The 13,929-nt window shown below is 63.2% G+C and carries 12 protein-coding genes and 1 pseudogene; 7 read left to right on the top strand and 6 right to left on the bottom strand.

The genetic code is table 11. The annotated features are described in order from the left end of the window. Positions 1 to 107: 107 nt before the first annotated feature. Both hpaR and ACLGL5_RS07255 read left to right on the top strand, forming a co-directional pair. Positions 108 to 611 (top strand): homoprotocatechuate degradation operon regulator HpaR, encoded by a 504-nt coding sequence (gene hpaR, locus ACLGL5_RS07250; protein ID WP_010912713.1) that lies wholly within the window; start codon positions 108 to 110, stop codon positions 609 to 611. Positions 612 to 656: 45 nt separating this feature from the next. Next, positions 657 to 950: pseudogene (locus ACLGL5_RS07255) on the top strand (helix-turn-helix domain-containing protein); the annotation flags it as partial. An 11-nt stretch (positions 951 to 961) separates the two neighbouring features. Here the strand turns inward: ACLGL5_RS07255 and ACLGL5_RS07260 are convergent. The 3 genes from ACLGL5_RS07260 to ACLGL5_RS07270 are packed head-to-tail and all read right to left on the bottom strand — an operon-like array spanning position 962 to position 5,793. Continuing rightward, positions 962 to 3,619: a glycoside hydrolase family 99-like domain-containing protein gene (locus ACLGL5_RS07260; RefSeq protein WP_141700883.1), complete on the bottom strand. Its 2,658-nt coding sequence runs from the start codon at positions 3,617 to 3,619 to the stop codon at positions 962 to 964. Next, entirely contained in the window at positions 3,612 to 4,895 is a 1,284-nt protein-coding gene (locus ACLGL5_RS07265; protein WP_171903234.1) for a rhamnan synthesis F family protein, read from the bottom strand. The genes ACLGL5_RS07260 and ACLGL5_RS07265 overlap by 8 nt, the downstream gene beginning before the upstream one ends. A gap of 22 nt (positions 4,896 to 4,917) precedes the next feature. Further along, entirely contained in the window at positions 4,918 to 5,793 is an 876-nt protein-coding gene (locus tag ACLGL5_RS07270) for a glycosyltransferase family 2 protein (protein ID WP_032920834.1), read from the bottom strand. Positions 5,794 to 6,166: 373 nt separating this feature from the next. Here ACLGL5_RS07270 and ACLGL5_RS07275 point away from each other — a divergent pair, with 373 nt between their 5' ends. From ACLGL5_RS07275 to ACLGL5_RS07295, 5 genes are read left to right on the top strand one after another with little or no spacing between them, the layout of a single operon-like run. After that, positions 6,167 to 7,375, top strand: a complete 1,209-nt coding sequence (locus ACLGL5_RS07275; RefSeq protein WP_069090668.1) for an ABC transporter substrate-binding protein — start codon at positions 6,167 to 6,169, stop codon at positions 7,373 to 7,375. Positions 7,376 to 7,387: 12 nt separating this feature from the next. Then, positions 7,388 to 8,167, top strand: a complete 780-nt coding sequence (locus ACLGL5_RS07280) for an ABC transporter ATP-binding protein (protein ID WP_038651124.1) — start codon at positions 7,388 to 7,390, stop codon at positions 8,165 to 8,167. Next, the gene (locus ACLGL5_RS07285) at positions 8,160 to 8,870 is read left to right on the top strand and encodes an ABC transporter ATP-binding protein (RefSeq protein WP_069090669.1); all 711 of its coding nucleotides are present in this window, start codon (positions 8,160 to 8,162) and stop codon (positions 8,868 to 8,870) included. Before ACLGL5_RS07280 ends, ACLGL5_RS07285 begins: the two co-directional genes overlap by 8 nt. A 7-nt stretch (positions 8,871 to 8,877) precedes the next feature. After that, a complete protein-coding gene (locus ACLGL5_RS07290; protein WP_069090670.1) occupies positions 8,878 to 9,765 on the top strand; it encodes a branched-chain amino acid ABC transporter permease in 888 nt (295 codons plus the stop codon). 22 nt (positions 9,766 to 9,787) lie between these two features. After that, positions 9,788 to 10,759 (top strand): branched-chain amino acid ABC transporter permease, encoded by a 972-nt coding sequence (locus tag ACLGL5_RS07295; RefSeq protein ID WP_083246505.1) that lies wholly within the window; start codon positions 9,788 to 9,790, stop codon positions 10,757 to 10,759. A 75-nt stretch (positions 10,760 to 10,834) separates the two neighbouring features. On the opposite strand, the gene ACLGL5_RS07300 is transcribed toward ACLGL5_RS07295, so the two are convergent. The 3 genes from ACLGL5_RS07300 to ACLGL5_RS07310 all read right to left on the bottom strand — a co-directional run bounded on the left by ACLGL5_RS07300 (position 10,835) and on the right by ACLGL5_RS07310 (position 13,875). Continuing rightward, the gene (locus ACLGL5_RS07300; RefSeq protein ID WP_019862408.1) at positions 10,835 to 11,227 is read right to left on the bottom strand and encodes a lysozyme inhibitor LprI family protein; all 393 of its coding nucleotides are present in this window, start codon (positions 11,225 to 11,227) and stop codon (positions 10,835 to 10,837) included. A gap of 144 nt (positions 11,228 to 11,371) precedes the next feature. Then, positions 11,372 to 12,352, bottom strand: a complete 981-nt coding sequence (locus tag ACLGL5_RS07305) for a 2-dehydropantoate 2-reductase (protein ID WP_069090672.1) — start codon at positions 12,350 to 12,352, stop codon at positions 11,372 to 11,374. A 2-nt stretch (positions 12,353 to 12,354) separates the two neighbouring features. Continuing rightward, positions 12,355 to 13,875 carry an acyl--CoA ligase gene (locus ACLGL5_RS07310; RefSeq protein ID WP_027047603.1) on the bottom strand — a complete coding sequence of 507 codons (1,521 nt, stop codon included), beginning with the start codon at positions 13,873 to 13,875 and terminating at the stop codon, positions 12,355 to 12,357. Between the last annotated feature and the right edge of the window lie 54 nt (positions 13,876 to 13,929).

Raw genomic sequence — 13,929 nt, forward strand, 5'->3', positions numbered from 1 at the left:
AAGGGCCGGAGCACAAGACGGCACCGGACCGACCATGGCGCCAGCGCGCCGCGATCCGGGGACATCGGAAGTCAAGCCTTGCATCAGGCCTGAGGCGACGATACGGGATGAAGGTGACCGGCTTTAGGGCTAGCGCTCGGCAAAGCCTGCCGATTGCAAGCCTGCGCTGGAGAGAATTTCACTTGCTGCCCGAGAACACCCGCCGCTCCTTACCAATGGCGCTGCTTCATGCCCGCGAAGTGGTGATGGCGCGGTTTCGCCCGATGCTCGCCGCGCATGACGTCACCGAGCAGCAATGGCGTGTGCTGCGCGTGCTGAGTGAGGCCGGCCCGGTCGAGGCGACCGAGCTCGCCGATCGTGCATCGGTGCTGCCGCCCAGCCTGACGCGCATCATCAAGGCGCTCGAGGGCCGAAGGTTCATCACCCGCAACAAGGCGGAAGGCGACGGCCGCCGCGTCGTGCTGACCATCGCCCCGGCCGGTTCCGCCCTGATCGACGCCCTGTCGCCCGAGCGCCGCGTCATCTACGACGACATCGAGCGGCGGCTTGGGCATGAGAAGCTGGAGCAGCTGCTCGATCTCCTGGAGGGTCTGATCGAGGGTGAGAGCTGAGGCGTTCGGTTCGTCGCGGCAGAACTTTCCACGGTCATGCGCATTTTCCGCGATAACTGGCCGGTCGACCGCTACGTCGAGACGCTGGCCACGACGCCGCATCTTCTCGACAAGGCCGCGCGGATGTTGCTGGGCAGCGGCGTCAAGCGCGTCGTCAGCGAGCGGCGGTTGCTGGAAGCCAAGCGGCTCTTGCTGTTCACCGTGCGCACGGTCGAAGACATCGCCTACGAGATCGGCTTCGACGACCCCGCCTATTTCTCAAGGTTCTTCCGCGGACGCGTCGGCGAAGCGCCTGCCGCCTGGCGGCGGAAGCAGTTGCACGGCGCTGATCGTACATAGGCGGGCATAATTTAGTTAGGCACGATGATCGGAACCGCGGGCGTCTGGCCTGCAACCTTCCGCATGGTCGACAGCAGGCGCGGAAAGACCTGGTCGGTGGAAAAATGCCGCCGCGCCTTGGCGCCCGCCTGCCTGCCGAGCTGCATCCGCAACGGCTGGTTCCGGATCAGTTTCAGCGTGGCATCGGCCATGGCGGCCGGATCGACCCGTTCGACGATGATGCCGGCATCGTCCTCGACGAAATCCGGCGCCCCGCCGCTGCCTGCGAAGCAGATCACCGGCAACTCGGCGAATGCCGCCTCCAGCATGACGCGGCCGAACGGCTCTTCGCGGGATGTCAGAAGAAACAGATCGGCAGCCCGAAGATAGCCGCTCACATCGTCGACATCGCCCAGAAATGTAACTTTTTCGTCCAACCCGTCCGCCCGCATCCGGTCGAGGTGCTGCGACCAGGTGCCGAGAACCTCATCCCGTTCCCGCTCCGGAAACGAGCCGAGCCAGTAGAAATGATAGTCCTCAATCCCCCGCGCCCGAAGAATTCGGGCCACCTCGATAAACAGGTCGGCACCCTTGCGGAATGGCATTGCGAGGCCGGATCCCAGGACGATGGTCTTGTCCACGGGCCAGCCGGCCAGCCGGCGACGTTCAAGACGCTGGATTTCCATCTGACCGGGATCGGCGCCGGGCTGCGGAACCGCGCTTGGAATGACGTCGATGGCGTTCGTTTCGACCTTGTGCTGGGCCACCAGGTAGTCCCGGACGCTTGGCGAACACGCAACGAATCTCCGCGTGTGGGAAACGACATCCTCCATATCGTCCTTGGCATATCGGGCGACGCTCGCTGCCAATTCCCTGGCATGCGTCAGGATAGGAATGTCCAGTTCACCAAGCAGCGCATGCACACGGCCGGTGGCCAGGCTATTGCAATAGATCAGGTCCGGTCTGCCACCGTACCAATCGGCGATGCGGGCCAGCTTCGTGGCGGTCGTCTCGGTCGGCGAAACCAGATCGTCCAGAAGGGCGGTATCGACGATGCGTCGAAACTGTTCGAGCCGTTCACCGCCTGCCAGGCACAGCACCTTGACCTCCAACTCCGTGTGCGATTGCAGCCATTGGACGATGTCGATCAACGAAGCCTGCGCCCCACCGAGAGCCGCATCGTGCGAAACGAACAAAACGCGCCAGGACGCATCCCCGGGGAATTTACCGGCCGCTGACGGAGCCGACAGGACGTTCCGCGTCTCTTGCAGATAGGCATAGCCATAGCGGGCGTCGGGCTCGAGATAGGCTCCCTCCGCCCACTCGTTCCAGGCATTGACGAAGATCAGGCGGCTGTCGAAATCGGCGAAACGATCGCACGTATCGGCGACCGCGTTGGCGAGCCATTCTGCGTAGCGCGACGGTGATGCGTTCATCAGAATGTGGGCTGCCTCCATTCTCCGTGCGGTGTTGTCCCAGGAAGGGCAAAGTCCGCGAAACAGCGTGTAGGGAACCTGTGGGTAGGCGCGGCTGCGATTGAGGAGCTCCGTCCAGTCGAAGATCTTTCCCCTGAAGCCGCTCTTGAGCGTTGGAATTCTGTCGCTGATCTCGCGAAATTTCCCAAGATTCGGTGGAAATTCGACGGCGGCGTCGAATCCGAATTTGGCGGGATCGTCCTTGTCGAACGACTGCGGATAGGCAAGAAAAATCTCGCCGATGCCGGCTTCCCGGCAATAGGCTCTCCAGCGTTGTGCTGTTTCAGCGGCTGACGGAAACAATCCGGGCCGGTAAATCATCAGGAGTGGCTTGCCGCCGATGCGGATGTATCGCCGGTCGCGAAAATAGCGGGATACATATTCGATGAAGGCCAGGTCGTCTTCGGGTGAATGCGATTGCGCAATCAGCACCTCCTGCTCGCGCCCATCCCAACGGCGGCTCCAGGGTTCATTTGCCCAATTGATGCAGAAGCCCAGTTCGTGCGCGTCATTTTCGACAAATTGTGTGATCGGCATCTCGAGGACGCGCTTGCCGTTGAACCAGTAGAAGTGAAAGCAGAACCCCGAGACGCCGTACTGAAGGGCAATCTCGATCTGTTCCTTCTGGATGTCCTTCACCCTCAGATCGTAGAAGCCGAGGTCCGCCGGCCGCCTGGGCTGATAATGATCGTCGAACTGCGGCGTCGCGCGTGTCACATTCGTCCATTCCGTGAAGCCCTTTCCCCAAAAGGCGTCATTTTCAGGAATCGGATGAAACTGTGGTAGGTAGAAGGCAATGAGGCGCGCCTTTAATGCGGCGGGTCGCCTCTCGTTGGATCGCGGCACGTAGGTGTCGGGTCTCTGAATGGCGCCGGCATTTGTGCCCGGAGCACGTCGGGGGCTGCGCCCCTCGCTCTTGCCGAAACGAATGTAGTGATCCAACGGATTCATCGACGCGGCGGCCACGTCGGGATTTTTCGCCAGATAGTATTCGTTGTCGAAGTCCGGACTCGGGTTTCGGGACTCCGCGGCACCGTACCTGATGTAATGCAAGATCGGATCTTTCCCGCTCCGGGCTAAATCCGGATTTTGAACCATATACCACGACACATCGAACAGGCCGCTGGCCCGAATTCGTTGCCGCAGGCGAAATCTCTTCCATCGGCTTCTGCTGGTGAGCGATCTTACAAAGATCAAAAATTCGGATCTATCCAATCGGGTCTGCCTCGCGGGAATCCGTCGTCATGTCACCATCCGAGGCAACGCCGATCTTTGCGCAGATCATTCCAAGAACACGCTCGAGGGCATGCTGCAATGTGCCGTCTTGTTGGCCTGCCTCTTCGGGAAAGGCTGCCAAAGGCAGATCGAGCCATCGCAGTGGTTCCAGCGCGCTGCGACGGACCCAGAACATCGTCCCGGCAAAGAAATCGAGGCGAGAACTGGAAGGCATCCCCATAGCCTCCAGCAGATTGAGGGCCATCGCCCTGTTCTCGCCCCATGCAGCCTTCTCCCCCTTCCATTCATTGGGCAGCCGAAAGCGTCTGGATCCAATCATCTGGGTGTCGGGAGAACGCTCGAAGTTGGCGATGATGCGGTCGACCACGCCGCGGGATCCGATCAGGTCGAACGCGCTCACCTGGCGCCAGATCTCGCCGAGAACCATGCGCGGCCCGCTCTGCCCCGACTTCTTGCCATGCAGCTTGCAGATAAGATCGAAGGGATCGAACTTTCCTTCGCGAAGCAATTGGATGAAAGGGCCGACGTCGCGGCCACGATTTTCGTAGACCGTGATCTCGGCACCCGGAAATCTTGCCTGAACGCGTTGCGCAAGTGCCGCGTCAGGCTGGGTCAGCGTGAGAAAGAGCTGGAATTGACGACCGGTTGCTTCCAGCAACGCCTCGAACTCGGGCCAGAGATCGGGGTAATGCAGGTGAAGCGCTACGGCAATCTTCAGCTCGACGGTGGGCCGGCGCTCGGGGGCCTCGGCTGGCGGACCATCAAAGTGCCGCGACAGGGTCTTCTGCAGATTGTCGCTTGCAGTGCCAAAGCCCCAACCGGCAAGACTGCCGAGCGCCCGGGCCAATTCACGCCCTTGCGATCCCGAGACGTGGAAAAGAGGCTGCAAGACCAGGCCTTCGCCAAGCGGCAGCTGAAATCGCTTGTGGCGACGGCGCCGACGCAGCAGCGCGCCAATATCCCCGATGGTTAAGGGCCGAACACGCGCCGCAACGACGTCGTCTCTATCAAATTGCAGCACCAGGCCGCCTTCGCTGCTTGTGAGCAGATAGGACGTCCGCGTGGTGACCGGCACATAGACGGTCCTGTCCGCATGTCCCGGGCGGCGCACATCGAGCCGGAGAAACGGCATCCACCTCTCTGTCGGCCGAAACTCGACGATATAGCGTCCCGGCGCGTGGATCTGGATTTCGCTCACGGCACTGCTTGGGTCGGCGTCGCTTTTTCGCGGCTCGCTGGACAGGACATCAGGCAAGGCGACCCTCGTGTCGGCAGCGTCAGGCGACATAGCCGCCGTTCCGATTCGCGCGCGATCGGTCAAGGATGCTGTCGAATATGCCAATCAGTCGGCCCAGGGAATTGATCAATCTGTTTCGATTAAGCGTCAGGCAATAGAAGCCAATTTTCGTCGAGTAACGGAGTATGTCCACAAACGGGCTATAGGCGATGCCGTATTTCTTGCGCAAGTGGATCTCCGATCGCATCTTCGAGCGATACCGGAAAATGCGCGACCGGGTTGATTGCGCAACCGACGTGCCAATGTCGTGGACAGCATGCGCGCCGCTGACAAGGATCATGGGTTCGTCACGCTGCAGCAGACGATATGAAAGGTCGTCATCTTCGAAATACAGGAAAATATCCTCGTCAAACCCGCCCGTATCGAGGAAGAGCGTTCGTTTGATCATAAACACGCCGCCATTGACGAAGCGGACGCAACAATCTCCCCAGACCTGCCGGATGCGTGTGGGCAGCGACACGCCGGAAAGGCGATCGATCTCGCTCTCCTCGCGAAACCAGAGCCGGCCATCCACCGTATTGGTGCGCGGCACGAAGACGCCGCAATTTGGATAGCGTTCAGCCGCCTGCATGAGCGCATCGACGGCGTCCGTCCCAAGACGCACGTCGGGGTTGACGAACAGCAGAAACTCCCCCGTCGCCGCCGCCGCCCCGATGTTGCAGGCGCGCCCGAAGCCGAGGTTTACAGGATTGTCGATACGATGAACGGCAAGGCCGGACAGCGCGGTGGAAAGATCGTCAGTACTTGCATTGTCGACGCATACGATCTCCACCCCTGGAGGCAGGCGAGCGAGCGCGCCCCGCACGGTATGCGCGCTGTTGTGCGTCACAGTAATGGCAGTTATCGACCTGTTCATTGCCAAAGCCACCCTGATACCTCAGTTGGCTTCCCCCGTGGAAAGGCTAGTGATCCGTACGCAATCTAAGCGTTGCGACTCCGGCGGTCGAGTCAATACTCCCGACTAAGTTCGTGGGCATGGACGCGCGGTCTCGCCAAGCCGCCGGTCACGGTTCACATGGTCTTGCTGCTTCCGAGGTTTCCGGCTGGCGTGATCGCCAATCGGCTTGGCTGCCCTCGGGGCGGTAAACTCCCGGCGAGGAAGGGCTGCTTCGAACCAGAAATCCGCAACGGCCCCTTGCCGTTCATCCCCATCTTGCTCATGTTCAATAACCGCTTGCTGGTGATCGTCCGGGGGGAACGGTCGGATTCATCATGGGAGGAAGTCGATAATGAAGGTATGCTATTTCGTTTCCGCCGCGCTTCTTGCCGCGGCCGCTATCCCCGCCTCGGCCGCCGAAATTTCCGACGGAAAAGTCAAGATCGGCATCCTCAATGATCAATCCGGCGTCTATGCCGATTTCGGCGGCAAATGGTCGGTCGAGGCGGCCAAGATGGCGGTCGAGGATTTCGGCGGCAAGGTACAGGGCGCGCCGATCGAGATCATCAGCGCCGACCATCAGAACAAGCCTGACATCGCCTCCAACATCGCGCGGCAATGGTACGACACCGAACAGGTCGATGCCATCATGGAGCTGACAACCTCATCGGTCGCGCTCGCCGTCCAGGGGATTTCCAAGGAAAAGAAGAAGATCGACATCGTTACCGGCGCGGCAACCACCGATCTCACCGGCAAGCAATGCTCGCCCTACGGCTTCCACTGGGCCTATGACACCCATTCGCAGGCGGTGGGAACTGGCGGCTCCCTCGTGCAGCAGGGCGGCGACAGCTGGTTCTTCGTCACCGTCGACTATGCGTTCGGCTATTCGCTCAAGGAGCAGACCGCCAAATTCGTCGAGAGCCACGGCGGCAAGGTGCTGGGCGAAGTGCGTTATCCCCTGGGGTCGACCGATTATTCATCCTTCCTCCTGCAGGCGCAGTCGTCGGGCGCCAAGGTCATCGGGCTGGCCAACGCCGGCCTCGACACGTCCAATTCCATCAAGCAGGCGGCTGAATTCGGCATTGTCCAGGGCGGCCAGCGCCTTGCGGCACTTCTGTTCACGCTGGCCGAGGTGCATGGGTTGGGCCTTCAGGCCGCGCAGGGCGTCGTGCTGACGGAGGGCTACTACTGGGATCGCGACGACAAGAGCCGCGAATTCGGACAGCGCTTTTTCAAACGCACCAACCGCATGCCGAACATGATCCAGGCCGCGACCTATTCGGCGGTGACGCAGTATCTGAAGGCGATCGACAAGGCCGGCACCGACGAGACCGAGGCCGTCGCCAAGCAATTGCATTCGATGCCGGTTGACGACGCCGTGACGACCAACGGCAAGGTGCAGGCGGACGGCAACATGGTCCACGACATGTATCTCTACCAGGTCAAGGCGCCCAACGAGAGCACCAAGGACTGGGACTATTACAAATATCTCGCAACCATCCCCGGCAACGAGGCCTTCCTGAGCGACAAGGAAAGCGGCTGTCCAACCGCGGCACAGTGATCGGCGCGGCCCGTGGCGCCGTCTGATCTCAACGCCGACGAGCCGCCGGTGGTGCTCTCCGCCCGCGGGCTGCGGCGCGATTTTGCCGGTTTCGTCGCCGTCAGGAATGTCGATCTCGACGTCCGCCATCGCAACATCCACGCGCTGATCGGGCCTAACGGCGCCGGCAAGACGACCGTTTTCAACCTGCTCACCAAGTTCCTGGCGCCGACCAGCGGCAGGATCGAACTGCTCGGCCACGACATCACCCGCACGCCACCGGCAAAGGTGGCGCGCATGGGGCTGGTGCGCTCGTTCCAGATATCGGCGATCTTTCCGCACCTTAGCGTGCTCGACAATGTGCGCGTCGCATTGCAGCGGCCGGGTGGGCTCGGCGTCCAGTTCTGGCGTTCCCTGGCGGCGCTCGATCGGCTGACGCCGCGAGCCGTCGAACTGTTGCGCTCCGTTGGTCTCGACGACGCCAGGAACAGGCTGGCCGGCGATCTTTCCTATGGAAGGAAGCGCGCGCTGGAGATCGCCACGACCCTGGCTCTCGACCCGAAGGTGCTGCTGTTGGACGAGCCGATGGCCGGCATGGGGCATGAGGACGTCGCCATGGTTTCCGACCTCATCCGTTCGGTGGCGAGCGAGCGCGCGGTGCTGATGGTCGAGCACAATCTGACTGTTGTCGCCGATCTCTGCGACTGGATAACCGTCATGCAGCGCGGCGAGGTGCTCGCCGCCGGCGACTACGCGACGGTCAGCCGCGACGAGCGGGTGAAGGTCGCTTACATGGGCACCGCCGATGACTAGTGCCGCCCCCCTGCTTGCGGTCCGCGGCCTCAATGCCTGGTATGGCGAGGGCCATGCGCTGCACGGCGTCGATCTGGAGGTGTTTGCCGGCGAGACGGTCACGCTGCTCGGCCGCAACGGCGTCGGCAAGACGACGACGTTGCGCGCCATCATGGGGCTGATCCGCACGCGGACCGGCGAGGTCGTTTTCGACGGCGCGGATCTGATGCGCCTGCCGCTGCACCGCACCGCGCATCAAGGCATCGGCTTCGTGCCGGAGGAGCGCGGCATTTTCGCGACGCTGACGGTCGACGAGAATCTGGTGCTGCCGCCGGTCGTCGCCGAGGGCGGCATGAGCGTCGCGGAGATATTCGACCTCTTCCCCAATCTGAAGGAGCGCCGCAACAGTCCCGGCACGAGGCTGTCGGGCGGCGAACAGCAGATGCTGGCGATCGCCCGCATGCTGCGAACCGGCGTCAAGATGCTGCTTCTCGATGAGCCGACCGAGGGCCTGGCTCCCGTCATCGTGCAGCGCATCGGCGAGTTGCTGGTGACGTTGAAGAAGCGCGGCATGACGATCCTGCTGGTCGAGCAGAATTTCCGCTTCGCCAGCCGTGTCGCCGATCGCTTCTACCTGATGGAGCACGGCAAGGTCGTCGCCGGGTTCCCGGTCGGCGAACTGACGGACCGCATGGGGCAGCTCCACGACGTTCTGGGTGTATGAGGACGCCATGACGATGATCTTCGGAATCCCCGTCCAGGCACTGCTTGGCCAATTGCTGGTGGGGCTGATCAACGGCTCCTTCTACGCCATGCTGAGCCTGGGTCTGGCCGTCATATTCGGCTTGCTGCGCGTCATCAATTTCGCCCATGGCGCCCAGTATATGCTCGGCGCCTTCGTCGGCTACCTGCTGCTGACCCATCTCGGCATCGGCTATTGGCCCGCGCTGATCCTCGCGCCGCTGATCGTCGGCCTCTTCGGCATCGTGGTCGAGCGCCTGGCGCTGTCGCGGCTTTACGACACCGATCCACTCTATGGCCTGCTTTTCACCTTCGGTCTCGCGCTCGTGCTCGAAGGCATATTCCGCTATTACTACGGCGTGTCGGGAAACCCCTACGCCGTGCCGCCGCTGCTTGCGGGCGGCACCAATCTCGGCTTCATGTTCCTGCCCAACTATCGCGGCTGGGTCGTGGTCGCCTCGCTGATCGTCTGCTTCGGAACCTGGGCGCTGATCGAGAAGACCAGGCTCGGCTCCTATCTGCGCGCGGCAACCGAGAATCCCCGTCTCGTCCAGGCCTTCGGCGTCAACGTACCGTTGCTGCTGACACTGACCTACGGTCTCGGTTCCGCCCTTGCCGGGCTTGCCGGCATTCTGGCCGCCCCCGTCTATCAGGTGAGCCCGCTGATGGGTTCGGATCTCATCATCGTCGTCTTCGCGGTCGTCGTCATCGGTGGCATGGGGTCGATTCTTGGCGCGATCGTCACCGGCTACATGCTCGGCCTCGCCGAGGGCCTGACCAAGGTCTTCTATCCCGAGGCCTCCAACCTCGTGGTCTTCGTCATCATGGCGATCGTGCTTCTGGTCCGGCCGGCCGGCCTGTTCGGAAGGGATGCCTGACATGTCGGAAGGGACATCTGACATGGCCGGGCTGTCGCGTCGCCAGACATCAGCAGGAACCCCGGCATGGCTCGAATGGACGCTGGTCGGGCTCGGCATAGCGGCGCTGCTGGTAGCACCCTTCCTGGTTTACCCGATCTTCCTGATGAAGATGCTGTGTTTCGCGCTGCTTGCCTGCGCGTTCAATCTCCTGCTCGGCTACACCGGCCTGCTGTCGTTCGGCCACGCCACCTTCTTTGGCGGCGCCGCCTATTTCACCGCGCATGCCGTCAAGGTGTGGGGCTGGCCGCCGGAAGCCGGCATCCTGCTCGGCATGGCGGGCGCAGCGCTGCTCGGCCTGGTCATGGGCTTCTTCGCCATTCGCCGGCAAGGCATCTATTTCGCCATGATCACCCTGGCGCTGTCGCAGATGTTCTTCTTTTTCTGCGTGCAGGCGCCTTTCACCGAGGGCGAGGACGGCATTCAGGGCGTACCGCGCGGCATGCTGTTCGGTGTCCTCGACCTGAACGTCTCGCTGAATATGTACTACTTCGTGCTCGCGGTATTCCTGATCGGCGTTTTCGCCATCTGGCGCATCGTCAATTCACCCTTCGGCATGATCCTGCGCTCGATCCGGGAAAACGAGAGCCGCGCCATTTCGCTGGGCTATTCCGTCGCCAACTACAAGCTCGGCGCCTTCGTCATGTCGGCGGCGCTGGCCGGGCTGGCAGGCTCCCTCAAGGCGATCGTCTTCCAGTTCGCCACGCTCACCGACGTCACCTGGCAGATGTCGGGCGAGGTGATCCTGATGACGCTTCTGGGCGGCATCGGCACCATGGTCGGGCCGATTGTCGGCGCCAGCCTCGTCGTCGGACTGGAGAACACGCTTGCCACCTCCGGTTTCCCGGTGACCATCGCCACCGGGCTGATCTTCATGGTGTGCGTGCTGGCCTTCCGGCGCGGCATTGTCGGCGAACTTTATGCGCGGCTTCTCAAGCGACAGGGCAAGCACTGATCAGTTCCAGATCGACCGGCGCGATTGATCGGGCCACGCCAGGGTGCCGGCGAACGATGACCCCCGGTTGAGCGACTACGGGTTTTGCTGGACACGTTTTTCGAGTTCGGCCGTGCGCGCGCTCAAATCGTCCAATTCAAAGCTTTGAGATGTAAGGAAGGCGGCCGATCCGTTGTTCGGATCGGCGGCAAGACGATGCGCTTCCCGCAGATGATGTTTCAGCCAGGCGCGCTGCTCGCGCTGCAACCGGGCACGTTGAGGGCCAAGTTCGCGATGCATCAGCGTATTGTAAGCCGCGTTCAACCTGGCATCGAACTTGTCGATCTCGGTCTTCCCGCAATCCAGCATTTCCGACGTGGCGCCGCCGGACCGGTCGACGCACGCTTTCATTTCATCATCGCTCTGTGCCATCGCGGGATGAGCCGTTGTCATGGCCAGAATTCCGAGGAGGCAGGCATATCGGAGCATGGTGGCGGTTCCTTGAAACCAAAGGCTGGATGCGGGTCAGGGCATATCTGTTTCGGCCCGCCCATCTCGGACCGGCAACAAGGGCGGCCCACGATATGTTGGGCAGGGCGTGAGCACTTCAAGGTTCGGTCCGCCGTGCCCCCATCACCCGTAACACCCCCGCTCCACCGCCAGCCGGCGCACCAGTGCCGACACTGCATCTATGGTCGGCGTCGGCTTGTCCGTCAGCCGGCCAAGCTCCTGCACCGCGCTCACCAGCGCGTCGATTTCCATCGGTCGGCCCCGTTCCAGGTCCTGCAGCATCGAGGTCTTGTGCTCGCCGACATCGCCGGCGCCCTTGATGCGGCGGTCGACCCCGATCGGAAAGCGCACGCCGAGGCTTTCGCCGATCGCTTGGGCTTCCAGCATCATCGTGCGGGCAAGCGCGCGGGTGCCTTCGTCGGCGACGATTGCGGCAAGCGTGGAGCCGGTCAGCGCCGAGATCGGGTTGAAGGAGAGGTTGCCCCACAGCTTCACCCATATTTCGCTGCGGATATCCTCGCGCACCGGCGCCTGCAGGCCGGCCTTGACCATTTCCTCCGCCAGTCGTGTCACCCGTTCGCTGCGCTCGCCCGAGGGTTCGCCGAGCGAGAAGCGCTTGCCCTCGACATGGCGGATGAGGCCGGGCGCGTCGACCTCGGCGGCGGGATAGACGACCGAGCCGACGACGCGCTCCGGCCCGATCCGCTGCCAGATCGCGCCGCCGGGATCGACCGTGCTCAGCCTGGTGCCTTCGAGCGGCCCGCCCACGCCATGGAAATACCACCATGGCACGCCGTTCTGCATGGTGACGACGGCTGTGTGCTCCCCGAGCAGCGGCGCGATCTGGTCAAGCGCCGGGGTCAGCGAATGGGCTTTCAGCGCCAGCACGACGATGTCCTGCACGCCGAGTTCCTCGGCCTTGGCGGCGGCTCTCACCGGCGCAACCGATTCCTCGCCGTCCTCGATCAGGCGCAGGCCGTTCGCCTGGATCGCTTCCAGATGCGCGCCGCGCGCGACGATCGACAGGTCGGTACGGCCGGCGAGCGCCAGCTTGGCGGCGAGATAGCCGCCGATGGCGCCGGCGCCGAAAATGGTGATCTTCATCGTCAAAGCCCGAGTTTGGCGGCGAGCCCGATGCGCTGCAGCTTGCCGGTCGCGCCCTTGGGGATCTCGTCCAGGATCAGGATCTTGCGCGGCACCTTGAAGTCGGCGAGCCGCGTGGCGGCATGGCTGCGGATGTCGCTTTCGGTGGCGATCATGCCTTCGCGCAGCACCACGGCCGCCGCCACCTCCTCGCCGAGCTTGTCATGCGGCATCGCGAAGGTGACGACCTGCGCCACCGCCGGATGGTCCATCAGCACGTCGTCGACCTCGAGCGGCGAGATCTTTTCGCCGCCGCGGTTGATGATCTCCTTGAGCCGGCCGGTGACGCGCAGATAGCCGTCCTGGTCGAGCACGCCCTGGTCGCCGGTGTGGAACCAGCCATGCGCGAAGGCCGTGGCATTGGCCTCCGGGTTCTTCTCATAGCCTGCGGTGACATTGGGTCCGCGAATGACGATCTCGCCGGTCTCGCCGGCTTCCATCAGCCGCCCGTCCGGCGCCATCACCGCGACCTCCGGTCCGGCGCCGGCACCGACGCTGCCCGGCTTGCGCAGGCCCGGCGGCAGCCGGTTCGACGCCATCTGGTGGGCGGCCTCGGTCATCCCATAGGATTCGATCACCGGGCAGCCGAAGGTCGCTTCCAGTTCCCCCATCACTTGCGCCGGCAGCGATGCCGAGGACGAGCGGATGAAACGCAGGCGTGCCGCCGCCAGCACTTCCGCATTGCGCGCCGCACGCGGCAGGATCGCCTGGTGCATGGTCGGCACCGCCGTGTACCAGCTTGGCTTGGCATCGCCCAGCCACTGGAAGAAGCGCAAAGCGTTGAAGCCCGGCGTGCAGTAGATGCTGCCGCCCGCCGCCAGCGACGACAGCACCGCCGCGATCAACCCATGGATGTGGAACAGCGGCATGATGTTGAGGCAGCGGTCGTCGGCGCTTAGGCCGAGCGTCGCGCCGATATGGGCTGCCGAGGCGGCGATATTGGCATGGCTGAGCGGCACCAGTTTTGGGCGCGATGTCGTGCCCGACGTGTGCAGCAGCAGCGCGATGTCGCCATCTCCTGCCATGTCGGGCGCCGCCTGCGGACCGATCGCCGCGCCCTCGATGGTGAAGGAGCCGGCAGGCGCGTCGGCTTGCACGACAAGCCTGAACACGCCGATGCCGAGCCGTTCGGCGACCGCCACGGCCGGGCCGGTCTCGGTCTCCGAAACCAGGATTGCCTTGGCACCGATATCGGTGAGGTAGAAATCCAGCTCGTCGGCGCGGTACGCAGGATTGAGCGGCGCCGTCGAGGCTGTCGCCGCCACAGCGACGAAGGCGGTGGCCATCTCCGGCCCGTTCGGCAACACGATCGCCACCCGGTCGCGCCGGCCGATGCCGAGCGCGTGCAGCCGCTCGGCCGTGGCTGCGATCAGGCGGCGCAGCCCGCCATGGGTCAGCGTCGCCTTGTCGGGCGCCAGTATCGCCGGCGCGTCGTCGGCGCCGGCGGCGAGACGATGGGAAAGGTCTTTTGAATTCGTGCTCATGGTCACCGACTATGTTTCAAACGACTGCTTCTAGAAAGCCCTGGGAATGGTTCC

The organism is Mesorhizobium sp. U510 (genome assembly GCF_059180695.1).